The sequence below is a fragment of the Streptomyces sp. NPDC002886 genome (assembly GCF_042888445.1).
Lineage (GTDB): Bacteria > Actinomycetota > Actinomycetes > Streptomycetales > Streptomycetaceae > Streptomyces.
In genome coordinates this window covers 963,698-987,579 of sequence record NZ_JBIAPV010000002.1, presented here as the reverse complement: position 1 = coordinate 987,579, position 23,882 = coordinate 963,698, and the positions used below count along the sequence as shown (strand labels likewise).

The 23,882-nt window shown below is 71.4% G+C and carries 18 protein-coding genes and 1 pseudogene; 8 read left to right on the top strand and 11 right to left on the bottom strand.

Annotated elements, in window-relative coordinates:
• Window positions 1–64: 64 nt before the first annotated feature.
• From ACFYYB_RS10700 to ACFYYB_RS10690, 3 genes are all read right to left on the bottom strand, one after another.
• Window positions 65–1,543 (bottom strand): TerD family protein, encoded by a 1,479-nt coding sequence (locus ACFYYB_RS10700; RefSeq protein ID WP_389434551.1) that lies wholly within the window; start codon window positions 1,541–1,543, stop codon window positions 65–67.
• Between the two features lie 134 nt (window positions 1,544–1,677).
• Window positions 1,678–4,995 (bottom strand): S8 family serine peptidase, encoded by a 3,318-nt coding sequence (locus ACFYYB_RS10695; protein WP_389434550.1) that lies wholly within the window; start codon window positions 4,993–4,995, stop codon window positions 1,678–1,680.
• A gap of 334 nt (window positions 4,996–5,329) precedes the next feature.
• Complete coding sequence (locus tag ACFYYB_RS10690; protein WP_389434549.1) at window positions 5,330–5,905, bottom strand: CGNR zinc finger domain-containing protein; 576 nt, start codon at window positions 5,903–5,905, stop codon at window positions 5,330–5,332.
• Between the two features lie 118 nt (window positions 5,906–6,023).
• Here ACFYYB_RS10690 and ACFYYB_RS10685 point away from each other — a divergent pair, with 118 nt between their 5' ends.
• Window positions 6,024–6,482, top strand: coding sequence for a VOC family protein (locus tag ACFYYB_RS10685; protein ID WP_389434547.1), 459 nt, complete (start codon window positions 6,024–6,026; stop codon window positions 6,480–6,482).
• Window positions 6,482–7,387, top strand: a complete 906-nt coding sequence (locus tag ACFYYB_RS10680) for a pyridoxamine 5'-phosphate oxidase family protein (RefSeq protein WP_389434546.1) — start codon at window positions 6,482–6,484, stop codon at window positions 7,385–7,387. Before ACFYYB_RS10685 ends, ACFYYB_RS10680 begins: the two co-directional genes overlap by 1 nt.
• Window positions 7,388–7,431: 44 nt before the next feature.
• On the opposite strand, the gene ACFYYB_RS10675 is transcribed toward ACFYYB_RS10680, so the two are convergent.
• A complete protein-coding gene (locus ACFYYB_RS10675) occupies window positions 7,432–8,391 on the bottom strand; it encodes a hypothetical protein (RefSeq protein WP_389434545.1) in 960 nt (319 codons plus the stop codon).
• Window positions 8,392–8,612: 221 nt separating this feature from the next.
• Window positions 8,613–11,168 (bottom strand): aminopeptidase N, encoded by a 2,556-nt coding sequence (gene pepN / locus ACFYYB_RS10670; protein WP_389434544.1) that lies wholly within the window; start codon window positions 11,166–11,168, stop codon window positions 8,613–8,615.
• Between the two features lie 110 nt (window positions 11,169–11,278).
• On the opposite strand from pepN, the gene ACFYYB_RS10665 reads away from it, so the two are divergent.
• On the top strand, window positions 11,279–11,926 hold the full coding sequence (locus ACFYYB_RS10665; RefSeq protein WP_389434542.1) for a DsbA family protein: 648 nt from the start codon (window positions 11,279–11,281) through the stop codon (window positions 11,924–11,926).
• 68 nt (window positions 11,927–11,994) lie between these two features.
• Window positions 11,995–12,699 (top strand): hypothetical protein, encoded by a 705-nt coding sequence (locus ACFYYB_RS10660; protein ID WP_389434541.1) that lies wholly within the window; start codon window positions 11,995–11,997, stop codon window positions 12,697–12,699.
• A gap of 37 nt (window positions 12,700–12,736) precedes the next feature.
• Here ACFYYB_RS10660 and ACFYYB_RS10655 read toward each other — a convergent pair whose 3' ends face one another.
• From ACFYYB_RS10655 to ACFYYB_RS10645, 3 genes are all read right to left on the bottom strand, one after another.
• Entirely contained in the window at window positions 12,737–13,393 is a 657-nt protein-coding gene (locus tag ACFYYB_RS10655) for a superoxide dismutase (RefSeq protein ID WP_274553304.1), read from the bottom strand.
• Window positions 13,394–13,576: 183 nt separating this feature from the next.
• On the bottom strand, window positions 13,577–14,995 hold the full coding sequence (locus tag ACFYYB_RS10650) for an amino acid permease (protein WP_389434540.1): 1,419 nt from the start codon (window positions 14,993–14,995) through the stop codon (window positions 13,577–13,579).
• 144 nt (window positions 14,996–15,139) lie between these two features.
• Entirely contained in the window at window positions 15,140–16,537 is a 1,398-nt protein-coding gene (locus tag ACFYYB_RS10645) for an amino acid permease (RefSeq protein WP_389434539.1), read from the bottom strand.
• A gap of 284 nt (window positions 16,538–16,821) precedes the next feature.
• Here ACFYYB_RS10645 and ACFYYB_RS10640 point away from each other — a divergent pair, with 284 nt between their 5' ends.
• Window positions 16,822–17,403: a biotin transporter BioY gene (locus ACFYYB_RS10640; protein ID WP_389434538.1), complete on the top strand. Its 582-nt coding sequence runs from the start codon at window positions 16,822–16,824 to the stop codon at window positions 17,401–17,403.
• Window positions 17,404–17,489: 86 nt separating this feature from the next.
• Here the strand turns inward: ACFYYB_RS10640 and ACFYYB_RS10635 are convergent, their stop codons facing one another.
• On the bottom strand, window positions 17,490–18,935 hold the full coding sequence (locus ACFYYB_RS10635) for an amino acid permease (protein ID WP_389434537.1): 1,446 nt from the start codon (window positions 18,933–18,935) through the stop codon (window positions 17,490–17,492).
• A 220-nt stretch (window positions 18,936–19,155) separates the two neighbouring features.
• Between ACFYYB_RS10635 and ACFYYB_RS10630 the strand changes: the two genes are divergently transcribed.
• A complete protein-coding gene (locus tag ACFYYB_RS10630) occupies window positions 19,156–19,641 on the top strand; it encodes a ribose-5-phosphate isomerase (RefSeq protein WP_389434536.1) in 486 nt (161 codons plus the stop codon).
• A 67-nt stretch (window positions 19,642–19,708) separates the two neighbouring features.
• Window positions 19,709–20,515: an Fpg/Nei family DNA glycosylase gene (locus ACFYYB_RS10625; RefSeq protein WP_389434535.1), complete on the top strand. Its 807-nt coding sequence runs from the start codon at window positions 19,709–19,711 to the stop codon at window positions 20,513–20,515.
• 13 nt (window positions 20,516–20,528) lie between these two features.
• Here ACFYYB_RS10625 and ACFYYB_RS10620 read toward each other — a convergent pair whose 3' ends face one another.
• Window positions 20,529–21,764: a GNAT family N-acetyltransferase gene (locus ACFYYB_RS10620; protein WP_389434534.1), complete on the bottom strand. Its 1,236-nt coding sequence runs from the start codon at window positions 21,762–21,764 to the stop codon at window positions 20,529–20,531.
• A gap of 116 nt (window positions 21,765–21,880) precedes the next feature.
• Between ACFYYB_RS10620 and ACFYYB_RS10615 the strand changes: the two genes are divergently transcribed.
• Window positions 21,881–23,026 carry a PP2C family protein-serine/threonine phosphatase gene (locus ACFYYB_RS10615; RefSeq protein ID WP_389434533.1) on the top strand — a complete coding sequence of 382 codons (1,146 nt, stop codon included), beginning with the start codon at window positions 21,881–21,883 and terminating at the stop codon, window positions 23,024–23,026.
• 345 nt (window positions 23,027–23,371) lie between these two features.
• Here ACFYYB_RS10615 and ACFYYB_RS10610 read toward each other — a convergent pair.
• A pseudogene (locus ACFYYB_RS10610) lies at window positions 23,372–23,882 on the bottom strand (hypothetical protein); the annotation flags it as partial.

Here is a 23,882-nt window from a genome sequence, read left to right as displayed (position 1 = left end):
GCCTTGTCCAATCCATTGTCCGTACTGCGGACGATCTGCGGCACGGAACCGGTCCGCGGGCCGGTCAGTCGCGGACCCGCAGGCTCCATTTGCCCGTGGCGCGGACGGTGACCAGGCCGGGCGGCAGATCGTGGACGCCCTGTTCCGTACACAGCCGCTCCCCGGGGAGCAGGTACGGTCCGAGGGAGAACAGCGGGGTGATGAACCTGTCGTGCCGGACGTCCGCCGTCGCCCCCTTCCCCCGGACCAGGACCACCTGAGCCCCACGGCCGGACAGCTTCCGCTCCAGCACCGGGGCGGTGTGCAGGGGCATCGTCTCCAGCTTCCAGGCGACGGTGTCGGAGGTCTCCACCAGGACGTGGCACCAGCCCCCGGGGCCCACGGCGAGCGGGCCGGTCACGGGGTGGTGGGAGTCCGCGTTCGCGACGATGTGGCAGCCGCCGTCCTCCTGGAGTGTGAACACCTCCAGCGAGGCGTTCTTGTCGCGCCCGCGCTCGACCCTGAGCAGGGCGGGCGGGCCGTCGTACCGCAGGACCGTGGTGCCCCGCCCCGAGGCGCCCGTCGCGAGGGCCCGCGCCGTCCCGGCCGGGCGCAGCCGCAGGCGCCAGCCGCAGTTCGCATCGATGCCCAGCCGGAACTCGCTGCCGCCCATGCCGAACGCCAGCAGCTGCCCGCGCAGGCCGTGGCGGCCCCGGTGGAACACCAGGAGCGGCTCCTCCCGTCCGTCGATCCGGTTCGCGGTGAACCAGGTGTCGCGGTCCGTCGGGCCGAGCGCCTCGTACTCGAGGATCGCCGGCTGTCCGGGCTCCGGGTTCACCACGGTGACCTCCCCGTCGCCGTCCCCCTCGTGCACCACGTCGGCCCAGGGCCGGCCCCCGCCGCGCCCCGGGTCCCGCCGGGGGGCGGGGAGCGGCCCGGCGGCCGCCGGGGCCGGTGTCCGCGCGGCGACCGGCGCGGGCACTTCGTCCTCCTTGTCGACCTCGGTCATCGGGGGGCCGGCCACCGGGGCGGCCGGGAGCGCCCGCGGCCGTATGCCGTGGTCGGCGGCGAGGGCGTCCGGTCCGCCGGTGTAGCCCTGGCCCACCGCGCGGAACCGCCAGGCGCCGTCGCGGCGGTAGCACTCGCCGAGCACCAGCGCGGTGTCCATCTCCGCGCCCGTCACCTCGTACCGGGCCATCGGCGTACCGTCGCCGGCCGTGACCTCCACGTACAGCCCGTCGACCGCGCCGAACGTGCCGGCGGCCGTGAGGGCGGCGATCAGGATCCGCTGCACGGAGGGTTCCACGCCGTCCGGGTCCACCTCGAGCCGCTGGACGAGCAGCCCGCCCTCCCGCGCCCCGCCGAGGTGCCGCACCGCGCCGGACGGGTGTCCGGGCCCGGCGGCCAGGACCACGTCGGCGTCGTCCCGTACCCGGCCGACGGCGTCCAGCAGGATCGCCGCGGCGGCCACCGCCGGGGTCCCGGGGCGGGCGGTGCGCGCCACGGTGATGCGGAACGGGCCCCGGGTCAAAGGGGTGTTGGCCCCTCTTTCTATGTTCGGCATACCGGCATCCTGCCATCGGGCCCACCCGGCGCGAGGATCGGGTCGCCCCGGTTCGCAGGGGCGGGACCGGGCAACGCGAAGGGGCCGGCGCCCTCGGGCGCCGGCCCCTCCGTCATGCGTTCAGCAGGTCTCCGTTACGGGAGGACCTTCTCGATCTGCACGCTGCCGGTGCCGGCGGCGGTGCCGCGGGCGTTGAGCAGCTTGACCTCGCCGAAGAACTGGCGGCCTTCCGGAGCCGCGCTGTTGACCAGCACGTTCGCGGAGACGGTCGCCGAGGCGCCGTTGGCGAGGTTGACCGCGGCGGCCTCGTCGACCTGGACGGTGCCCAGGGCGGCCGAGTAGTAGACGTCGCGGTAGTCGTACGTGGTGGAGCCGGACGGGATCGCGTAGCCGAACACCTCGATGGTGTAGGTGCCCGCGGCCGGGTTGAGGAGGCTCACGGCCTCCTCGGAGTCGCCGTCGGCGGAGGTGCCGACCTTGACGCCGTCCTTGTACACGTCCAGGTCGAGGTCGGCGGCGGCGTCGGAGACGTTGCCGATCGCGATGTCGAGGCGGGAGACGCCCTCGCCGATCGTGACCTCGGTGGTGTGGGTCTCACCGGCGGCGATGGTCGGCTTGGCGACCTTCGCGGAGCCGAGCGCGCCACCCTGGAGCTTGCCGCCGGTGATGGCGGCCCCGTCGTTCTTGACGGTCCACTGGACCGGCGCCGGGGTGCCCTGCTTGACCTCGGGCAGGACCTGGACCGCGGGGTCGAAGGCCGCGCCGAGCACGGAGACGTCCAGCTTGAACGGGTTGTCGAGCAGCGGCGACGTGCGGCGCGACTCGACCTCGATCTCCCAGACGCCCGGCTGCGGGTTCGGGTACGAACGCAGGTCGGGGCGGCACAGGTTGGCCGGGTTGTCGTAGTTCGGGTAGCACTGGGTCGTCGCGCTGTCCTCGACGCCCACGCCGTACGGGTGGATCGAGATGAAGCGCGTCTGGCTGTTCGCCGCGAGTCCGCCGAGGGCGACCTCGAGGGTCTTCGCGCCCGCCGGGACGGTCACGAAGTACGACTTGTGGCTGTTGCGCTGCACGGACGAGGTGTCCGAGTAGCTGTACGCGGGCTTCGCCAGCGGGGTCGAGACGACGACCGTGGAGAGGATCTGCTTGTCGACGCCCTCGGTGGAGGGGTCGTCGAGCTGCAGGATGCCGCTGTGGACGCCGGCCGTCTTGGCCTTGGCCTCGACCTTGATGGTGACGGGCTTGTTCAGCGGCAGCGTGACGTAGTCGTAGCCGCCGATGACCTTGAAGGTCCCGTCGTTGTTGCGCCAGCTGAGCTGGTGCGGGGTGCCGTACTTGACGCCCGTGGTGCGGGTGACGACGACGTCGTAGACCTTCTTCTGGCCGAGCTTCAGGCCGCCCTCGCGGTCGTAGACGCCGGTGCCGAAGCCCGGGGTCTTCAGGAACTGGTCGATCGCGGTGTCGACCGGAGCCTTGACGGTGAACTCGTTGGCCTTCGCGCCGCGCTGGATGGACTCCCACGCGCCGGGGATGTTGATCAGGCCCGCGCCCTGGGCGTGCGCCGGAACGTCATCGATCTTCTTCGCGCTGCTGGTGAGCGCGATGCGCAGGGCCGCCGGGGTGAGGGCGATCTTCTGCTGCTTGGCGGCCGAGATCAGCAGGGCGCTGGCGCCCGCCGCCTGCGGCGAGGACATCGAGGTGCCCTGGAGCATGCCGTAACCGGCCGGCAGGTTGTAGCCGGCCTCCTTCACCGGTGCACCGGGCAGCCAGGTCTGGATGGTGTTGATCGACGCGCCGGGGGCGGTGATCGTCGGCGTGAAGCCGCCGTCCTCACGCGGACCGCGGGAGGAGAAGGGGAACATGTTGTACTTCTTGGTCACGCCGGAGCCGTAGTTGGCCGCCCAGGTCTCCTTGGAGACCGCCGCACCCACGGAGATGACCTTGTCCGCGAGACCGGGGTCGCCGATGGTGTTGATGCCGGGGCCCTCGTTGCCCGCCGAGATGACGAGCTGGACACCGTAGGTGTCGATGAGGTTCTTGTAGAGCTCGGAGCGCGCGTTGTTGCCGTCGTTCAGGGCCGGCAGGCCACCGATCGACATGTTGACGATGTCCACGCCGCGGTTGACGACGAGGTCGATCATGCCCTCGGTCAGCGCGATGTTGGTGCAGCCGCCGGACCAGGAGCAGGCGCGCGAGGAGACGACCTTGGCGCCGGGCGCCTCGCCGTTCATCTTGCCGCCGAACAGGCCGTTGGCGGCGGTGATGCCCGCGACGTGCGTACCGTGCTCGGACTCGATGATGCCGACGTTGACGAAGTCGGCCTTCTTGCCGACCCAGTCACCGCCCAGCGGGTCCATGGGGACGTCCTTGCGGATCTCGATCACGAACGGGATGCGCTCGGCGACCTCGGTCGCCGGGTTGTCCGTGCCGAAGTAGCCGATCTGGTAGCCGTCCTTGTACGGCTTCATCGGCTCGTTGTTCGTGAAGTCGTTGTCCTGGTCGGTGTCGACGCGGACGGTCCCGGCGACCGGGTCGTAGAGCAGGCCGAACCGGTCGGTGGTGTCCCCGTCCCGGTTGACGTCGCCCTTCATGTCACCGTTGGCGGTGATCGACTCGGTGAAGCGGCTCCACTGGAACGAGCCCTCCGGAGCCTTCCAGCTCCCGCCGCCCGCGGTGAAGGTGCCACCGGCGACGGGGGTGATCTGCGCGCGCCAGGTGGCGTCGCCGTCGGCGAGCGGGTCGGTCGCGGTGACCCAGTCGACGATCTTGCGCTCGCCGGTGGTGGTCTTCTGGAGCGCGGGGTGACCGAGGTCGACACCCGAGTCCAGGACACCGATGGTCACGCCGCGGCCGTCGGCCTTGGGGTTCTTCTTGAGGAAGTCCAGCGCACCCGTCTCGAAGGACGGGTTGTACGGGTTCTTCGCCGGGGTGTTCTTGTCCGGGCCGGGGTAGGTCTCGGCGGCGGTCCGCTTCACCGTCCCCGTCTCGCGGTCCGCGTCCGGACGGGGGTCCGGCAGCTGGATCTCGTGCCGCAGGTCGATGCCGTGCACGGTGGACAGCTTGGCGGCCGCCTTCAGCGCGGCCTCCGCCTTGTCGGTCGGCAGGGTGGCCCGCACGTAGCCGAGCTTGTCGTACGTCTGGCCCACGGAGGCGCCCTGGACGTCGTCGAGCTGCTTGGCCACCTGCTGGGTCTCGCCGGGGGCCGTCGCGACCATGACCGTGACGGTCTTCTCGCCCTTGGTCTTGGCTTCCTGAAGCAGTTCGGCGTCGGCCGATCCGAGCTTCTCGTCGGCCGACTTCACCGCGGGGTTGGGCGCGGGGGTATTCGTGCCGGTCGCCGCGAAGACGGGCATGGCACCGGTGGCCGCGAGAGCGGCGACCAGGCCGGCCGCGGCCGCGACGCGCGCGGCGCGTCGGGCCCCGGGTATGGAGCTGGGGGAGTCGAGGGTCATCAGCATCCCTGGCTAAGTGAAAGGTACGGTCCGGATTTCGGTGCCGGATGACCGGTCAGCCTCGCGTAAGTGACAGCTCTTTGGGGAGAGTTGTCACGGACCGATACCTGCCATGGCGGACTCCCGCCAGCTCGGGGCATACGCCAGTGGGCCCGTACCGGGGTGAACGGGTACGAACCTTCGGGCTCGGAGATGGATTTGTAGACTTCCCGACCGTGCGCCAGGGGGGCGGCGTGTCTCCGTCTCAGATCGGGTGTGACAACTTCTGCCCCTCCGACGCACGCGCACGTGCGCGAGGTGTCAGGGCACGGTCCGGCGCGACGGCGCCGGGCGCTCAGTGCTCGCGCGTGCGGGCGTAGTGGCGCGAGGCCTTCGCCCGGTTTCCGCAGGCCGACATCGAGCACCAGCGCCGGGTGCCGTTGCGCGAGGTGTCGTGGAAGCGCAGGACGCAGGTCTCGGAGGCGCACTTGCGGATCCGGGCGGGGTCGGAGCCCAGCAGCTCCAGGTAGTCGCGGGCGGCCGTCCAGGCCGGACCCCAGGTCGGGTCGTCGAACTCGGTCCGCTCGCCCGGCCCTTCGGCGGTCAGGGTCGCCCGGATCCGGCCGTGCTCCAGGACGGCGTCGACCAGGGCGCGGGCGCTCTCGTCGGCCGGGTCCGCGACCGCGCGGGCCAGTGCCTCGCGGGCGGTGAGCAGGTGGACCAGGGTCGAGGCGTCGGCGCGGAAGCGGCCGGCCAGCCCGGCGCTCTCCAGCCAGAGCGCGAGCCCTTCGACGCGGCTGAGCCCGAAGGCCCCGGCGAAGAGGTCGAGCGGTTCGCCCTCCTGGACCCACCGGGTGTTGATCAGGTCCAGGGCGACCGGTTCCCCGGTCAGGGGTCGTGGGTCCGCCGTCGTCGTGTCCGCCGCCGTCATGTCCGCCTCCTCGTGGCTCTAACCCTTCAAGAGTACGTGAGCGGTTGACTCCCTGGGTTCTAACCCTTAATCTCGATTTAGAAGGTTAGAAATTTGTAGTTCTGGGGAAGGAACCGTTGTGACGACCGTCATCAGCAAGCTGCGCACCGGCCACGTGGGCCTCAACGTCACGGACCTCACCCGGTCGCTCGTCTTCTACCGGGACGGCCTCGGCTTCGAGCTGCTCGGCGAGGGCAAGGAGGAGGACCGGCGCTTCGCCTTCCTCGGCCGGGACGGCGAACTCGTGCTGACGCTGTGGCAGCAGGCCGAGGGGGCCTACGCGCCCGGCGCGGCCGGACTGCACCACCTCGCGCTCTCCGCGGACGCCATCGAGGAGGTCAGGGGGTACGAGGAGCGGCTGCGCGGTCTGGGTGTCGACTTCGCCTACGAAGGGGTCGTCCCCCACGGGGAAGGGGCGTCCTCGGGCGGGATCTTCTTCCACGACCCCGACGGAATCCGTCTGGAGATCTCCGTGCCGAGCGGCGCCGAAGGCGCCGAGGCTCCCACCACAGGGGCCCCGACCTGCGGGTTCTTCTAATGTCCGGGTATCACTGGGGCTCGCTGGCCATCCAGGAGCGGGTCGGTGTCCGCGAGCACGCCGTGCACGTCGGGCAGTCCGTCACCCCGCACATCAAGGACGTGGCCGCGGCCTTCCTGGCGCAGCAGCCGCACCTGGTCGTCGGCGCGGCCGACGCCGGGGGGCTGTTCTGGGCCTCACTGCTGACCGGCGCCCCCGGCTTCGTACGGGCCACCGGGCCGGACCGGATCGCGGTCACCGGCGGGGTCCCCGAGGGCGATCCGCTCGCGGAGGCGCTGGCCACCGCCGGCACCCGGGTCGGGACCATCTCCCTCGACCCGCGCACCCGGCGCCGGATGCGGCTGGGCGGAACCCTGGAGGTGACCCCCGGCGGGTTCGCGCTGGCGGCCGAACGGGTCTTCGCCAACTGCCCCAAGTACCTCCAGAAGCGGCAGCCTTTCCAGCTCGCCGCCGAAGGAGCCGGTGTCGTGCGGCGCGGGGACGCGCTCACCCCCGACCAGGAACGGGCCGTCCGCGCCGCCGACACCTTCTTCGTCGCCACCTCCGCGGGGGCGGACGGGGCCGACGCGAGCCACCGGGGCGGGATGCCCGGCTTCGTCGAGGTGCTGTCCCCGACCGAACTGGCCTGGCCGGACTACGCCGGCAACGCCATGTTCCTGACCCTGGGGAACCTGCTGGCCGACCCGCGGGCCGGACTGCTGTTCCCCGACTGGGAGAGCGGGGCGCTGCTCCAGCTCAGCGGGCGGGCGGAGCCCGAGTTCGGGGCGGGCGGGGAGCGCCGGGTCCGCTTCCGGATCGAGTCGGTGGTGGAGAGCGTGCACCCGGGGCGGCTGCTGTGGAGCGCCCCGGAGTACTCGCCGGCCAATCCGGCGCTGCCCGCGCCGCCTTGGCAGCCTGCGCGGTAGCGGCAGGGCCCGCAGGGCCCGCACCTGGACCCTCGCCCGGGCCCTCACCGGGGCAGGACGACGAGGTAGGCGGCGGGCTCGCGGTCGGCGGACGCCGTCAGGGCGGTCCGCACGACCGCCGCCTGCTGCTCGGGCCAGTCGCGGAGCTTGCGCGGGGTGATGTGCAGGACGGTCACCCCGCACCGCTCCAGGGTCTCCCGCTTGCGGACGGACTCCTCCCACGCCTCGTCCTCTCCCTGGCGCGGGGCCCGGGTGTCGATCTCCAGGGCCACCGCCTGCTCCGGCCAGTACGCGTCGACCCCGCCCAGGTGGGGGCCGCCGGGCAGCCGCAGGTCCACGTTCCAGACGGGCTCGGGGAGTTCGTAGCCCCGTACGAGCTGGTACAGCCGGTCCTCGGCGATGGCCCGGCCCTCGGCGAGCAGCGATTCGACGGCGTCCACCACGTGCGGGCGGTTCAGCAGCCGGGCCACCGTCAGCTCCCGCACCACGGCGGCCGGTTCGCAGTGCCCGCCGCGGACGGCTTCGCTGAGCAGGCGGCGGACCGTACCGGCGTCGGAGAGGTGGGCGACGGCGTCGGCGACGGCACGGGCCACGGGGGCGACGGGCAGTCCGGTGACCTCCACCGGCCGGGGCGGGGTGTGCGCCCGCACGATGCGGACCTGTCCGGCGGAACGCAGCCGGCGGGTGTTCGGGACGAGCACGTCGATCTGCGGGAGGCCGAGCAGGGCGGGGGCGGAGGAGAACCGGTACAGGGCGAGGGCGGCCAGTCCCGTGATCATGACCTCGTCCCCGCGGCGCCCCGCGTACAGGAGCGCCGCGTGCAGCCGCTCCTCGCTCGTCGCGGGCCCGGAATGGAGCAGGAACACCCCCGGCAGGATCTGCTGCCAGGACCGCTCGGCGGCGTCGGAGGCGGAGACCCCGTGCTCACGGAGCTGGGTCAGCGACAGCACGCGGGGGCGGTTGTCGGTGAGGTGGGCGAGGGGGAGGGGTGCGTTGTGGTTCATGACGCTGAGATTCCCTCAGGCCATGGCCTCGCTAACCCCTGTTACACATCCGTCGGCAAATCGGGACAAGCTGGGGCTAAAGTACGGACGTTCGACTGCCGATGGCATAGGCCGCTGACCAGGCTGCGCACCGTTTCCCGGCACGCGAACGCCGGCGAGGCCGAAGAATTCAGCCTCGCCGGCGTTTGAGGCGCGGGGTCCGGGGGCGCAGCCCCGCAGTGCTAGCCCGCCGCCACGTCACACGCCTGCGCACGCAGCGCCCGCGCCAGGTCGTCCCGCGACTCGAGGACCAGGCGGCGCAGCGCGGGCGCGGCATCCGCGTGGGCGTCGAGCCACGCGTCCGTCGCGTCGAGCGTCGCCTGCGAGTCCTGCAGCGACGGGTACAGCCCCCGCACCACGTCCATGCCGATCTGGATCGACCGGTCGGCCCAGATCCGCTCGATGGCGGCGAAGTAGGGCTTCGCGTACGGCGCGAGCAGGCCCCGCTGCGAAGGCCGCTGCATCCCCGCGATCGTCGCCTCGACCAGCGCGTTCGACAGCGCGTCCGACTCCACCACCGCGGCCCACGCCTGGTCCTTGACCGCCGCCGACGGCCGAGCCGCCAGGCACCGGACCTGGTGCCGCTTGCCCGACGCCGTGTCGTCCCGCGTCAGTTCCGCCGCGATGACCTCCTCGCCGATCGCCCCGTGCGCGGCCAGCGGCAGCAGGAAGTCCCAACGCAGCTCCTGGTCCACCTCCAGCCCGTCGATCCGCGCCGAACCCTCCAGCAGCCCCAGCAGCAGCTGGAAGTCGCCCTCGGTCGCCGCGCCCGCCGCGAAGAAGCGGGCCCAGGTGAGCTGGTGCTCCGACCCCGGCTCCGCGAACCGCAGTTCCTGCAGCGCGCACGCCGCGAGCACCTTGCCGCCCTGCTCCCGCCAGTCGGGCGCCGCGTAGCTGCCGACCGCGGTCAGCGCCTGCGCGTGCAGCATCTGCAGGACGCCCACGTCCGTCTCCCGGCCCGCGTGGGCCACCACGAGCGAGACGAAGTCCCGCGCCGGCATCAGCCCGTCGCGCGTCAGGTTCCACAGCGCCGACCAGCACAGCGCGCGGCTCAGCGGGTCCGTCACCGAGCCCAGGTGCGAGCGCAGCGAGGCCAGCGAGGCCTCGTCGAAGCGGATCTTGCAGTACGTCAGGTCCTCGTCGTTGACGAGCACCAGCGCGGGCTTCTCCTGCCCGGTCAGCTCGCCGATGACCGTGCGGGCCCCCGCGACGTCCGCCTCGGACCGCGCGTAGCGCACCAGCGCGCCGTCCGGGTCCAGGCGGTACAGGCCCACCGCGACCCGGTGCGGGCGCAGCTCGTCGCCGTCCTGGACCACCGCCAGCTCGGTGATCCGGCCGCCCGCGTCACAGGTCACCACCGGGGTCAGCGCGTTCACGCCGGCCGTCTGCAGCCAGGCCCGCGACCATTCGGCCATGTCCCGCCCGGAGACGTCCGCGAGCACCGACAGCAGATCGTCCAGGGTGGTGTTCCCGTAGGCGTTCGCCTTGAAGTAGCGCCGCGCCCCTTCCAGGAAGGCGTCCCGGCCCACGTACGCCACGAGCTGCTTGAGCACCGCCGCGCCCTTGGCGTAGGTGATGCCGTCGAAGTTCAGCTTCGCGTCCTCCAGGTCACGGATGTCGGCCGTGATCGGGTGCGTGGACGGCAGCTGGTCGGCCCGGTAGGCCCACGCCTTGCGGCTGTTGGCGAAGGTGACCCAGGCCTGGTCGAAGCGGGTGGCCTCGACCAGTCCGAAGGAGCCCATGAAGTCCGCGAAGGACTCCTTCAGCCACAGGTCGTCCCACCACTTCATGGTGACCAGGTCGCCGAACCACATGTGCGCCATCTCGTGCAGGATCGTGTTCGCGCGCCGCTCGTACGAGGCCTGCGTGACCTTCCCGCGGAAGATGTACTCCTCCCGGAAGGTCACCATCCCCGGGTTCTCCATCGCGCCGAGGTTGTACTCCGGCACGAAGGCCTGGTCGTACTTCCCGAAGGGGTACGGGTAGTCGAAGATCTCGTGGAAGAGGTCGAAGCCCTGCTTCGTGACGAGGAAGACGTCGTCCGCGTCGAAGTGCTTCGCCAGCCCCTTGCGGCAGATCGCGCCCAGCGGGATCGTCAGGTCCCCGCGGGTGTAGGAGTCCGTGACGTAGTGGTACGGCCCCGCCACCACGCACGTGATGTACGTGGAGATCGGCGCGGTTTCGGCGAAGCGCCGGGTCTGCCCCTCGCGGGACTCCTCGACCCCGTTGCTCCAGACCTGCCAGCCCTCGGGCGCGGTCACCTCGAAGCGGTACGGGGCCTTGAGGTCGGGCTGCTCGAAGTTCGCGTACACCCGGCGGGCGTCGGCCGGCTCGTACTGCGTGTAGAGGTAGACCTCGCCGTCCTCCGGGTCCACGAAGCGGTGCATGCCCTCGCCGGTCCGGCTGTACGCGCAGTCGGCGTCGACCACGAGCACGTTCTCGGAGGCCAGCCCGTCCAGGGCGATCCGCGTGCCGTCGAAGACGACGGCCGGGTCCAGCGCGAGCCCGTTGAGGGTCACGGCGTTCACCCGGGGCGCGAGGAGGTCCGCGAAGCTCGATGCTCCCGGAGCGGCGGCGCGGAAGCGGACGGTGGTCACCGAACGGAAGGTCCTGGGGCCGTCGGCCGGTTCGGCCTCGTCCACCGCGGACCTCAAGTCGAGGACCACCTCGTACCCGTCGACGGACAGCAGCTCGGCCCGCTCGCGGGCCTCGTCACGGGACAGATTCTCTCCGGGCACGTGCACTCCTTCGTGCGTGATCGCGATACCTGACAGAATCCTCCCACGGGGGAATGCGCGTGCGGTCGGAGCCGTTGGGCAGGGAGGAACGTTCCGATCTGAGGAGAGACATGGCTGACACCCAGGTGCGCGAGAAGACCGCTGTCGACTTCTGGTTCGACCCGCTCTGCCCCTGGGCCTGGATGACGTCCCGCTGGATGCTGGAGGTCGAGAAGGTCCGTGACGTGGAAGTCCGCTGGCACGTGATGAGCCTCGCGGTCCTGAACGAGAACAAGCTCGACGAACTGCCCGAGCGCTACCGCGAACTGCTCGGCCCCAAGGGCTGGGCCCCCGTGCGCGTGGTCGTCGCCGCCCAGCAGAAGTTCGGCGACGAGGTCACCGGCAAGCTCTACACCGCTCTCGGCACCCGCTTCCACAACCAGGCGACGGGCCCGACCCGCGAGGCGATCGCCGAGGCCCTGGACGAGGTGGGCCTGCCCGCCGAGCTGATCCACTACGCGGACTCCGACGAGTACGACGAGGTCCTGCGCGACTCCCACAATGACGGCATCAACCGCGTCGGCCAGGAGGTCGGCACCCCGGTCATCTCGGTGCCCGGCGCCGACGGCGAAGAGGTCGCCTTCTTCGGCCCGGTCGTCACCCCCGCCCCGCGCGGCGAGGCCGCCGCCCGCCTCTGGGACGGCACCCTGCTCGTCGCCTCCACCCCGGGCTTCTACGAGATCAAGCGCACCCGCACGCAGGGCCCGATCTTCGACTAGTCCGACCGGCCCTGCCGGCCCGACCGTCCCGACTAGCAGGGGTCCGGTTCCTCCCTTAACGTCCCCCTATGGGGACTAGCCCGACACGGGAGGAACCGCTCGGCCGCAGCGGCGGCCGGGCGGAGCCCGCGATACCGAACGACAATGCCGCGCACGCCAGCCTGCCCGCACGCCCCCGAGACCGGGTGCTGCGGGCAGCTTGCGTCGCGGTGCCCCCGCTGTGGTCGGCCCTCGGGGTCCGCCATGCCGCCGGCACCCTGCGCCACTACCTCCGGGGCACGGGCCGCCCGTACCGGGTCGACGCGCGGGCCCTGCTCGCCGTGCCCGCCGTACGGGAGGACGTGGACCTGCGCCTGCGCGAGTGGCGGGAGGCCGCGCGGGTGCTCGGCGAGCCCGGCGCGTACGCGGCGGACAGCGGCTGGCGCGGGGTGCTGATCACCCGGCGCGCCCGCGAGGGCGGCAGCGCGGACTGGTGGCTGGCGCTGCGCGGGGCCCAGTACCGGATCAGCGGCACGGTACGGGTCCACGAGGACGGCTCCGTGGTGAGCGACTACCGCTTCCAGGTGCACAAGAGCTGGAACTTCGACCGCGGGGAGTCGGAGTTCGGCGTCCCCTTCACCCCCTTCGCGCGGCTCCACGAGACCGGGCTGGCACGGGAGTTCACGGTGGTCGGCGAGGTGGACGGACTCGTCGACTGCGCGGACGCAGAAGGCCCCCGCGAGTCACGTCCTCGCGGGGGCCTTCTGGTGGACACGCCCGCAAGTGAAGGTTGAGAAGACGATCACGAGGCGGACGGCTTGGTGGCGCTGATCAGCCCTTGGCAGGGATCAGCAGCGGGGTGTTCGCCTTGGCGTCGGCGTAGCGCTTGGCCACGTCCTGCCAGTTGACGACGTTCCACATCGCCTCGATGAAGTCCACCTTCTGGTTCTTGTACTGAAGGTAGAAGGCGTGCTCCCAGGCGTCGAAGACCAGGACCGGGGTGCTCGCGATGCCCACGTTGCCCTGGTGGTCGTAGACCTGCTCGACGACGAGGCGGCCGCTGACCGGCTCGTACGCCAGCACGCCCCAGCCGGAGCCCTGGGTCGCGGAGGCGGCGAAGGTCAGCTGCTTCTTGAACTTCGCGAAGGAGCCGAAGGACTCGGTGATCGCGTCGGTCAGGTCGCCCAGGCCGTCGGCCGCGGTGGGCTCGCCGCCGCCCTCGCCGGTCTTCGGGCTGGCCATGTTGTGCCAGTAGATGCTGTGCAGGATGTGGCCGGAGAGGTGGAAGGCCAGGTTCTTCTCCAGGCCGTTCAGCGCGCCCCAGTTCTCCTTGTCGCGCGCCTCCGCCAGCTGCTCCAGCGTGTTGTTGGCGCCCGTGACGTAAGCCGCGTGGTGCTTGTCGTGGTGCAGCTCGATGATCTGCGGGTTGATCACCGGCTCGAGCGCCGCGTAGTCGTACGGAAGCTCAGGAAGCGTGTAAATGGCCATGCGTGTTATCCGGTCCCCTCGGCGTGCCAACTGCTTATTGCAATCAATGCGCAACTGCACGCTAGCAGCATCTATTCCTCGATTCTCATAAGGGTCGCCTCACTTGTCGGGACCTCCGGAACGCCGGAGGCCGGACCCATGCGATCGCATGAGTCCGGCCTCCGGGCCGCCGTACGGCGGGTGTTACGCGGCTTCGCGCGCCGCCGCCCGGCGCTGGAGGGCGTAGCCGGTGGCGGCCAGAGCCACCGTCAGGCCGCCGGTGAAGACGAGCTGGGTCCGGGTGTCGTCGCCCATGGCCATCAGGACCAGGACCCCGACGAGCCCGGCCAGCGCGACCCAGGTCAGATAGGGGAAGCCCCACATCTTCACGACCAGCTTCTCGGGGGCCTCGCGCTCCGTCCGGCGCCGCAGCACGAACTGCGAGACGGCGATGAAGCCCCAGACGACGATGATGACGCCGCCGACCATGTTCAGCAGCCAGGCGAAGAGGGTGTCCGGGTACCAGTACGACAGCAGCACGGTGACGAAGCCGAAGCCGGAGGAGGCGAGCACCGCCCGGCGCGGCACCCGGCCGGAGAGCTTGCCCAGCGCCTTGGGGCCCTGGCCGCGGGAGACAAGGGAGTAGGCCATGCGGGAGGAGCCGTAGATGTTCGCGTTCATCGCGGACAGCAGGGCGATCAGGATGACCACGTTCATGACCTGGCCGGCGTGCGGGATGCCCAGGTGGTCCAGGGTGGCCGCGTACGGGCCGTCGGTGGTGACCGCGGGGTCGTTCCACGGCAGCAGCGTGACGATGACCAGCATCGAGCCGACGTAGACGATCGCGATCCGCCACATGGTGGTCTTCACGGCCTTGGCGACGCCCCGGACCGGGTTGTCGGACTCGGCGGCCGCGATGGTCACCGTCTCCAGCCCGCCGTACGCGACCACGGAGGCGAGCAGGCCGACCAGCAGCCCGTCCATCCCGTTGGGCAGGAAGCCGCCGTCGTGCAGCAGGTTGGCGGCGCCGGGGGAGCCGGTGCCGGGCAGCACGCCGAGCACGGCCAGCACGCCCAGGCCCAGGAAGAGGCCGATCGCGCCGATCTTCAGGGCGGCGAACCAGAACTCGAACTCGCCGAAGTTGGAGACGGCGGCCAGGTTGGAGCCGCAGAACATCGCCATGAAGGCCAGCACCCACATCCACGAGGGGGTGCCCGGGAACCAGCCCGTCATGATGTGCGCCGCGCCGATGGCCTCGATGGCCACGCCCACGCAGAGCAGGGTCCAGAACATCCAGCCGGCGGTGAAACCGGCCCACGGGCCGATGGCCCGCTCCGCGTGCACCGAGAAGGAGCCGGAGGAGGGGTTCGCGGCGGACATCTCGCCGAGCATGCGCATCACGAACATCACGAGCAGCCCGGAAGCGGCGTACGCGAGCACGATCGAGGGACCGGCGGCCGCGATGCCGGCGCCGGAGCCGACGAAGAGGCCCGCGCCGATGACCCCGCCGAGGGCGATCATCGAAAGGTGGCGCTGCTTGAGTCCGTTGCCGAGGGGCGATCCGGCTTCGGGCCGCGCCGGGCTCTGCTGCTGCTCAGGAGGGGTGATGGTGCTCTGGCTCATGGGGGCCAGTCTGCCCACCGTCCGATAATCGGACGCTTTATGTCCATCATACGGACACCCGTTTCACCCGACGTGATCGTCCGCCCGCGCAACAGAACGGGCCCGGGACCGAAGTCCCGGGCCCGTTCCGCGAACGAGGTGGAGTCAAGACCGCTTGGCCCGGATCTCCCGGACCCACGCCACCAGCAGCACCGCGGCCGCGGCCCCCGATGACCACAGCAGCTGCGGCCGCGCCGAATCGTCGAACAGCATCAGGACCAGCACCGTGGCCATCCCGATCAGCGCCGCCCACGTCGCGTACGGGAACAGCCACATCGGCAGCGTCAGCCGCTCCGGCATGTCCCGCTCGATCTTCCTGCGCAGCTTCAGCTGCGAGACCGCGATCAGGGCCCACACGAAGATCAGCACCGCGCCGACCGCGTTGAGCATGTAGAGGAAGATCGTGTCCGGCCACAGCAGGTTCAGCACGACCGAGAAGAAGCCGAAGGCCACCGAGGCGACGACCGCCCGGCGCGGCACCCCACTGCCCGACACCTTCAGCAGGGCCTTCGGTGCCTCGCCCCGCTCCGCCAGCGAGAACACCATGCGCGAGGACCCGTAGAGGTTCGCGTTGAGCGCCGACAGCAGGGCCACGAAGATCACGACGTCCATGATCTGGCCCGCGTGCGCGATGCCGATCGAGTCGAGGACGGCCACGTACGGGCTCTGGCCCGGCTCCAGCGAGTCCCACGGCAGCAGGGTCACGATGACCAGCATCGAGCCGACGTAGAAGAAGAGGATGCGCCACACGGCGCTGCGCACCGCGCGGGAGACGGACCGGGCCGGGTCGTCCGACTCGGCGGCCGCGATGGTGACGACCTCCAGGCCGCCGAAGGCGAAGACGACGGCCAGCATGCCGGCGACCACGCCGCTCGCGCCGTTCGGGAAGAAGCCGCCCTGGCCGGTCAGGTTGGCCATCCCGATCGGGTCGGTGTCCGGGAGCAGCCCGAAGACGGCCAGCGTGCCCAGGATCAGGAACAGCACGATCGCGCCGACCTTGAGGGCCGCGAACCAGAACTCGAACTCGCCGAAGTTCCGCACGGCGGCCAGGTTGCTCACGGTGAAGACCACCATGAAGAGGAGCACCCAGACCCACTGGTCCACCGAGGGCAGCCAGCCGTTCGCGATCTTCGCCGCCGCGGTCGCCTCCACGGCCAGCACCACGACGAGCAGGAACCAGTACAGCCAGCCGGCCGAGAAGCCGGCCCAGCGGCCGAGCGCCTTCTCCGCGTAGACGGAGAAGGAGCCGGAGGCGGGCATCGCCGCCGACATCTCGCCGAGCGCCCGCATCACCAGCATCGCGAGGATGCCCGCGAGCAGGTACGAGCAGATGATCGCGGGACCGGCGATGGTGATGCCGACGCCGGAGCCGACGAACAGCCCGGCGCCGATCACGCCGCCGAGGCCCAGCATCGTCAGGTGGCGCTGTTTGAGGCTGTGGCTCAGGGGCTCCGGGGGGAGTTCGTCCGTGGTGCCGGGAGGGGCGGACGGGAGGTCGCGCATGAGGGGTGCTCGTACTCTCTAGGGCCTGGCGGCGGCGGGGGCTCCGCGACAGTTGGAGGGACCCTACAGTCTCTCCGGAGAGCGCCCATCCGCGCAAAACGGACGTGTCAGCCGTCATTGCCCGTGATGCGGATCACTTCAACTCGGGCGTTGAGCGGGGTCTTTGTGTACTCCCCACCAAACCGGGGAGTACGGCTTTGTTCCGGGCCACCCTGATGGGAGCCGGGACCCGGGACTAACGTCGGTGATCGTCCCTGCCGCCCCCACCTCCCGCGGAGTCCCCGATGAGCACTGCTTCCGTCTCCTTCCGGCCCGGCGCCGTCCTCGCCGACCTGCTGCCCGCGAGCCGCGTCCGCGACATCGCGCTCGTGGCCGGCGGAGCCGCGCTCACCGGTCTGGCCGCGCAGATCGCCGTCCACGTCGACGGCCTGGCCGCCCCGATCACCGGGCAGACCTTCGCCGCACTGCTCGTGGGTACCGCCCTGGGCGCCGGCCGCGGCTTCCTCTCGCTGGCCCTCTACACCCTGGTCGGCATGGCCGGCGTGCCGTGGTTCGCGGGCGGCTCCTCCGGCGCGGGCGGCGCGACCTTCGGGTACGTCCTCGGCATGCTGCTGGCCTCCACGGTCGTCGGCGCCCTCGCGCGGCGCGGCGCCGACCGCTCGGTGCTGCGCACCGCCGCCACGATGGTGCTGGGCTCCGCGCTCGTCTACGCCGTCGGCGTGCCCTACCTCGCGCTGTCCACCGGGATGTCCTTCGGCGCCGCCGTCGCGGGCGGGCTGACGCCCTTCCTGATCGGCGACGCGCTCAAGGCGGCGCTGGCGATGGGCCTGCTGCCGGCCGCCTGGAAGCTGCTCGGCCGCGCGTGAGCGCTCGTACCCCCGCGCCCGACCCGTTCGCACGGCAGCCCCGGACCGCACTGCGCGGTCCGGGGCTGTCGTCGTGTCCGGAGCGACTACGCGGAGGTGGAGGCCTTCAGCGCGGCTTTGCGGCGCAGCTGGCGTGCCACGCCGATCGCGATCACCACGGCCGCGACCAGCAGCGACAGCAGGACGGTCTCGCGGTTGTCCTTGTCGTAGACCATGTAGCCGAGGACGAAGGTGATCATCGCGGCGGTGGCCCAGGTCAGGTACGGGAAGAGCCACATCTTCACCGTGACCTTCTCCGGGGCCTCGCGCATGAGGATCCCGCGCATCCGCAGCTGGGTCAGGCAGATGACCAGCCACACGAACAGCGCGATCGCGCCCGAGGCGTTCAGCAGGAAGCTGAAGACCGTGTCCTTGAAGGCGTAGTTGAAGTAGACGGCGACGAAGCCGAAGACGACCGAGCCGAGGATGGCCGCCATCGGCACGCCGCGCTTGTTCACCTTGGCGAAGGCCTTCGGGGCGTCACCGCGCTCGCCCAGCGAGAAGGCCATGCGGGAGGCGGTGTAGAGGCCCGAGTTCAGGCAGGACAGGACGGCCGTCAGGACGATCACGTTCATGATCTGGCCGGCGTGCGCGATGCCGATCGAGTCCAGGGCGGCGACGTACGAGCCCTTGTCGACGATCGACTTGTCGTTCCACGGCAGCAGGGTCAGCACGATGAAGATCGAGCCCAAGTAGAAGACGCCGATGCGCCAGATCACCGAGTTGGTGGCCTTGGTGACCGCGCGCCGCGGGTCCTCGGACTCGCCGGCGGCCAGCGTGACGATCTCGCTGCCCATGAAGGAGAAGACGACCATCAGCACACCGGTGAGGACCGAGCCCCAGCCGTTCGGCATGAAGCCGCCCGTGTCGGTGAGGTGGGCGAAGCCCGCACCCGGGTTGTCCGAGCCCGGCAGCACGCCGAAGACGGCCAGCAGGCCGATGATCACGAAGCCGCCGATGGCGACCACCTTGATGCCCGCGAACCAGAACTCGAACTCGCCGTACGAGGCGACCGAGCCGAGGTTGGTGACCGTCAGCACGGCCATCACGATCAGTGCCCAGGCCCACTGCGGGACGGCCGGGACCCAGCCTTCGAGGATGACGGCGCCGGCGGTGGCCTCCACGGCCAGGACGACGACCCAGAAGAACCAGTACAGCCAGCCGATGGAGAAACCGGCCCAGCGGCCCAGCGCCCGGTCGGCGTAGGCGGAGAAGGAGCCGGAGTTCGGGCTGGCGGCGGCCATCTCGCCCAGCATCCGCATGACGAAGACGACCATCGCGCCGACCAGCGCGTAGGAGATCAGGATGGCGGGGCCGGCCTTGGCGATGCCGCCGCCGGAGCCGACGAAGAGCCCGGCGCCGATGACGCCGCCGATGGCGATCATGGACAGGTGGCGGTTCTTGAGACCGGCCTTCAGGCCGTCGGAGGGCTGGCCTTCACCGGGATTGCCGGTGGGAGAGCCTTCCTTCTGAAGGGTCGTCGTGGAGCTCATGAACGGATCCTTAGGTTCTCGGGTGGCGAGCCCCGGCATTCAAACCTGAGATGAACGCAGGGCGGAAGACCCCAATCCGGATCGTTGCTTCGGGACGAACGTCCAGGACTTCGGTCCCGCGGTGTCCCATCTGCGTTCTTTGGGTTTACTTGAGCTTTAGAAGTGACTTACGCGACACCCCGCGGCGGGTCACCGGCCCGGCTCGTGCCACACTCGGACCATGCGCGTGTACCTCGGATCCGACCATGCCGGCTTTGAGCTCAAGAACCACCTGGTGGACTGGCTCAAGAACAACGGCCACGAGCCCGTCGACTGCGGGCCCCACATCTACGACGCGGTGGACGACTACCCGCCGTTCTGCCTCCGCGCCGCGGAGAAGACCGCCGCGGACGCCGGCTCCCTCGGCATCGTGATCGGCGGCTCCGGCAACGGCGAGCAGATCGCCGCGAACAAGGTCAAGGGCATCCGCGCCATCCTCGCGTGGAGCGTCCAGACCGCCGAGCTCGGCCGCGAGCACAACAACGCCAACGTCATCTCCGTCGGCGGCCGCATGCACACCCAGGACGAGGTCGTCAGCTTCATCGACGCGTTCCTGAAGACGCCGTACTCCGACGAGGAGCGCCACACCCGCCGGATCGACATGCTCACCGCCTACGAGACCACCGGCGAGCTCCCCCCGATCCCGGCGCACCACCCGCAGGGCTGATACCGCTTCCGGCCGCGACGCCCTCCGGGGCGGCGCGGCCGGTTTTTCTTTTCCTAGGAGTACCGCCGTGCCCGAGGGGCATACGATCCACCGCCTCGCCGAGGACCACACCGAGCGCTTCGCCGCCCGGCCGGTCCGGGTGAGCAGTCCGCAGGGCCGGTTCGCCGAGAGCGCGGCCCTGCTCGACGGCCGCGAGCTGGAATCCGCCGAGGCGCACGGCAAGCACCTCTTCCTCGAACTCGGCGACGCCTGGATCCACATCCACCTCGGCCTCTTCGGCAAGCTCGGCTTCGGCACCGCCCCGGCCCCGCCCGCCGCGGAGACGGTCCGGCTCCGGCTGCTGAACGAGGACCACTACGCCGACCTGCGCGGCCCCACCGCGTGCGCGCTGATCGGCGAGGGCGAGAAGAAGGCGATACACGACCGGCTCGGCCCGGACCCCTTGCGGAGCGACGACGACCCGGACACCGCCTGGGCCCGGATCTCCCGCTCCCGCACCACCGTGGCCGCCCTGCTCATGGACCAGAAGGTCGTCTCGGGCGTCGGCAACGTCTACCGCGCCGAGGTCCTCTTCCGGCACGGCATCGACCCCTACCGCCTCGGCAAGGACCTCACCCGCGCCGAATGGGACGCCATCTGGGCAGACCTCGTCGTCCTCATGCGCGAGGGCGTGCGCAACAACCGCATCGACACCGTGCGCGACGAACACCTGCCCGAGGCCATGGGCCGCCCGCCGAGGGTGGACGACCACGGCGGCGAGGTGTACGTCTACCGGAGGGCGAACATGCCCTGCCACATCTGCGGGGGCGAGATCCGCACCGCCGGTCTCGCCGCCCGCAACCTCTTCTGGTGCCCGGGGTGTCAGTCCCGGTAAGCGGCCGGCCGGGCTAGAAGCCGTGCGGCAGCCAGGGGGCCACGTCCCCGGCGAAGGCGCGGGAGGCACCGGCCAGGGCGCCCGACCGCAGCTCGCGCACCAGACCGGCGGCGGCCAGGGAGTTCAGGGTCACCCCGCCGAGATAGGCCGCGCCCAGCTCCCGTACCGACAGCTCCAGGTCGGCCGGGGCCTCCGTCCGGGTGCACGTCGCGGCCCCGTCCGCGCCGGCGGTCAGCCGCCAGCGTCCCGCGTTCCACGCGCAGAAGGCGTCCTCGACCTCCAGCACCACGTCGAGCGGAGCCCCGTAGGCCCGCGCGGTCAGCGCCGCCGGCAGGTCCACGATCCGTACGTGCAGGGAGTCGCGCAGTCGCGCCTGGCTCCGCCGCACATCGGTGACCAGGTGTAGTACGGCATCGTCCGCCGGCCGCTTGACGGCCCGCACGGTCCACGTCAGGTCGATGGAGCACACGTAACGCCACAGCGCCGCGTACGCCGCCGGGTCGAGCGCGTCGAGGTCCGCCACGTCCACCCGGCCGTCCGAACCGGTCAGGTCCCACTCGGGCTTGACCCGGTAGCGGGCGTACCCGACCACCTCGCCGTCCGCCCGCTCCGCGACCACGCACCGCAGCGGTGAGGCGCCGTTCCGCATCGACTCCGGGTCGAGCAGCGCCTGCAGCTCCCAGCCGGGCTGCCGGGCCGGCATCCCGGGACGGCCCGCGAGCAGGGCCGCGTAGACCCGCTCGCAGTCGGCCAGTGCCTTGCGCGGATCGACCAGCCGCAGCCGTACGTCGTCGGTGCCCGGCGGCACGGAGAGCCGTACGCGGGTCTTGTCGATCTCCACGGACATCGAGTACGCGGCGGTGCCGTAGCCGAAGCGCCCGTAGATGACCGGTTCCGAGGCCGTCAGCACGGCGATCGGTTCACCACCCGCCCGGAAGTCGTCCAACTGGCGGCGCATCAGGGAGCTGAGCACACCCCGTCTGCGGTGCGTGGGGGAGACGCCCACCATCGTCACCCCGGCGGCGGGGACGAGCGCCCCGCCCGGCACGGAAAGCCGGAAGGAGAAGGCGCCGGCGGTGGCGACGCAGGTCTCGCCGTCCCAGACGCCGAGGGAGCGCTCCGTCTCCGTCAGCGACCGGTAGAGCTCCCGTTCCTCGGGGGTTTCGGGCACTCCACCGAACGCCAGTTCCAGCTGGTCGTACCAGACGTCCCACTCGTCCGACTGCAATACGCGCGTCTCAAGAGCCATACGGCCATCCCTATCAGGGCAATCCGTCCCGGTCGATCTCTTTTCGGTTGCCGATGGGCCCATCTCAGGGGGTACCCCTGCGCGGGCACAGCCAGGATGGATAGGGTCCCGAAGCAATGGCCGGAGCACACGTGGAGTCCCTCCTGGCCCGGTCCCGCATGATGTGGCACCGGGCGCGCACGGCGCTGCGCAAATCCGCCGTCGACTACTTCCGCGGCGACGCCTCCGACTGGCTGGCCTTCGGCGGTCTGCTCCTGACCATCCCGGCCATCGCCTGCGGCACGTTGATGCTGCCCGTCTGGTTCTCGCCGGCCGCGCTCGTCCTGCCGATCGTGGCGGGCGGGCTCCTGCTCCGTCCCGCCAGTCTGCTCGCCCTCTACGCGGCCTCCGCGGCCGCGCTGATCGTCGAGGCCCTCGTCCTCGGCCCCTACACCCAAGGTCCGGCGCGGGTCACCCCCGGCACCGTCCTCGTCGTCGCGGCCTGCGGCTTCTTCGGCCTGGTCATCGCGCAGTTCCGCAGCCGCGTGGGCGTGCCCTGGCGGCGCGGCGGCACCATGCTCTTCGACCTGCGCGAACGCATCCGGGTCCAGAGCAAACTGCCCGCCCTGCCGCGCGGCTGGCACCGGGAGATGGCCCTGCGCCCGGCGGGCGGCCAGTCGTTCTCCGGCGACTTCGTCGTCGCCGCCCGCACCAACGGCGGCCGCACCCTGGAGATCGTCCTCACCGACGTCTCGGGCAAGGGCATGGAAGCGGGCTCCCGAGCCCTCCTCCTCTCGGGCGCCTTCGGCGGCCTCCTCGGAGCCCTGCCCCCGCACGGCTTCCTCCCGGCCGCCAACGGCTACCTCCTCCGCCAGGACTGGGACGAGGGCTTCGCCACCTCCATCCACCTCGTCCTGGACCTGGAGACCGGCGACTACGAACTCCTCTCCGCCGGCCACCTGCCCGCCCTCCAGCTCTCCGCGGGCACCGGCCGCTGGCAGGAGAAGACCGGCGAGGGCCCGCTCCTCGGCGTCTACGACGGCGCCGAGTTCACCCCCGCCCGCGGCAACCTCCGCCCCGGCGACGTCCTGATGCTCTTCACCGACGGCCTGGTCGAAACGGCCGACCGCGACATCAGCGAGGGCATCGACCGCCTCACCGGCGAGGCCGACCGCTACGTCGGCGCGGGCTGGGAGGGCGCGACCTGGCACCTGATCGAAAAGGTGGCCAAGGACGTCAACGACGACAGAGCCCTCCTCCTGATCCGCCGCGCGGCCTTCTAGAACACGCCGCCCACCATTTCGACGCACCGCTCGCACCGCTCGCACCGCTCCGCGGACTTCGCGGCGCTGCACCGGACTCCGTCCGGCGGCGTCCGGTCGCCACCGCCGCCCGCGCCAGCTCCGCCCGAAGCCGTGTCCGTCCCCTTCCCGGTGTCGGTGCCGGGCACCTGCCGGTGCCTGAAGCCGGGGTAGGCAGGCCCCGCCCCCCTCGGGCCGGTCCCGCCAGATACCCGGTAGGCACCTGGCCTCTTCCCGGTGTCGGTGCCCGGCACCTGCCGGTGCCTGGGCCGGTCCCGCCAGATGCCCGGGTAGGCAGGCCCCGCCACCCTCGGGCTGGTGGGCCGTTCACCCTCGGCTGGCGGCCCCGTCCACCCCCGGGCCGGTGGGACCGTGCCTCCGGCCGTTGGTCGGGCTACCCCCACCACCGGTGCGCCAGCTCCCGCCATGGTTCCGACCCCGCACCCTCCGTAGCGTCGGAGACACGATCACCACCGGGTGGTCGACCGGCACGGAAGGCGGCACACCATGGGGCTCCGGCGCAGCAAACGGCAGGCCGAGCAGCAGACGCAGCAGGCCGGGCAGCCGGACCGGACCGTGCAGGACGACCGGACCGGACAGCTGGGCCATCCGGGTCAGCCAGACCAGCCGGGCGACCTGGGCCACGCGGGCTACGCGAGCCAGCCGGGCGACGCGGGCCAGCCGGCCCGGACCGGGCAGGAAGAGCGGACTGGGCACGCGGGCCACCCTGGCCAACCTGGCCAACCTGGCCACGCGGGCCACCCCGGCTACGCAGACCACCCCGGCTACGCAGGCCAGTCGGGCTACGCGGATCAGTCGGGACAGGTGGGCCAGCCGG

Bases quoted from the DNA above. Each gene is read 5' to 3' on its own strand.
- ACFYYB_RS10655 (WP_274553304.1), bottom strand. From the start codon at position 13,393: ATGGCCATTTACACGCTTCCTGAGCTTCCGTACGACTACGCGGCGCTC.
- ACFYYB_RS10645 (WP_389434539.1), bottom strand. From the start codon at position 16,537: ATGCGCGACCTCCCGTCCGCCCCTCCCGGCACCACGGACGAACTCCCC.
- ACFYYB_RS10695 (WP_389434550.1), bottom strand. From the start codon at position 4,995: ATGACCCTCGACTCCCCCAGCTCCATACCCGGGGCCCGACGCGCCGCG.
- ACFYYB_RS10630 (WP_389434536.1), top strand. From the start codon at position 19,156: ATGCGCGTGTACCTCGGATCCGACCATGCCGGCTTTGAGCTCAAGAAC.
- ACFYYB_RS10675 (WP_389434545.1), bottom strand. From the start codon at position 8,391: ATGAACCACAACGCACCCCTCCCCCTCGCCCACCTCACCGACAACCGC.
- ACFYYB_RS10660 (WP_389434541.1), top strand. From the start codon at position 11,995: ATGGGGACTAGCCCGACACGGGAGGAACCGCTCGGCCGCAGCGGCGGC.
- ACFYYB_RS10680 (WP_389434546.1), top strand. From the start codon at position 6,482: ATGTCCGGGTATCACTGGGGCTCGCTGGCCATCCAGGAGCGGGTCGGT.
- ACFYYB_RS10620 (WP_389434534.1), bottom strand. From the start codon at position 21,764: ATGGCTCTTGAGACGCGCGTATTGCAGTCGGACGAGTGGGACGTCTGG.
- ACFYYB_RS10700 (WP_389434551.1), bottom strand. From the start codon at position 1,543: ATGCCGAACATAGAAAGAGGGGCCAACACCCCTTTGACCCGGGGCCCG.
- ACFYYB_RS10665 (WP_389434542.1), top strand. From the start codon at position 11,279: ATGGCTGACACCCAGGTGCGCGAGAAGACCGCTGTCGACTTCTGGTTC.
- ACFYYB_RS10640 (WP_389434538.1), top strand. From the start codon at position 16,822: ATGAGCACTGCTTCCGTCTCCTTCCGGCCCGGCGCCGTCCTCGCCGAC.
- ACFYYB_RS10650 (WP_389434540.1), bottom strand. From the start codon at position 14,995: ATGAGCCAGAGCACCATCACCCCTCCTGAGCAGCAGCAGAGCCCGGCG.
- ACFYYB_RS10690 (WP_389434549.1), bottom strand. From the start codon at position 5,905: ATGACGGCGGCGGACACGACGACGGCGGACCCACGACCCCTGACCGGG.
- ACFYYB_RS10615 (WP_389434533.1), top strand. From the start codon at position 21,881: ATGGCCGGAGCACACGTGGAGTCCCTCCTGGCCCGGTCCCGCATGATG.
- ACFYYB_RS10635 (WP_389434537.1), bottom strand. From the start codon at position 18,935: ATGAGCTCCACGACGACCCTTCAGAAGGAAGGCTCTCCCACCGGCAAT.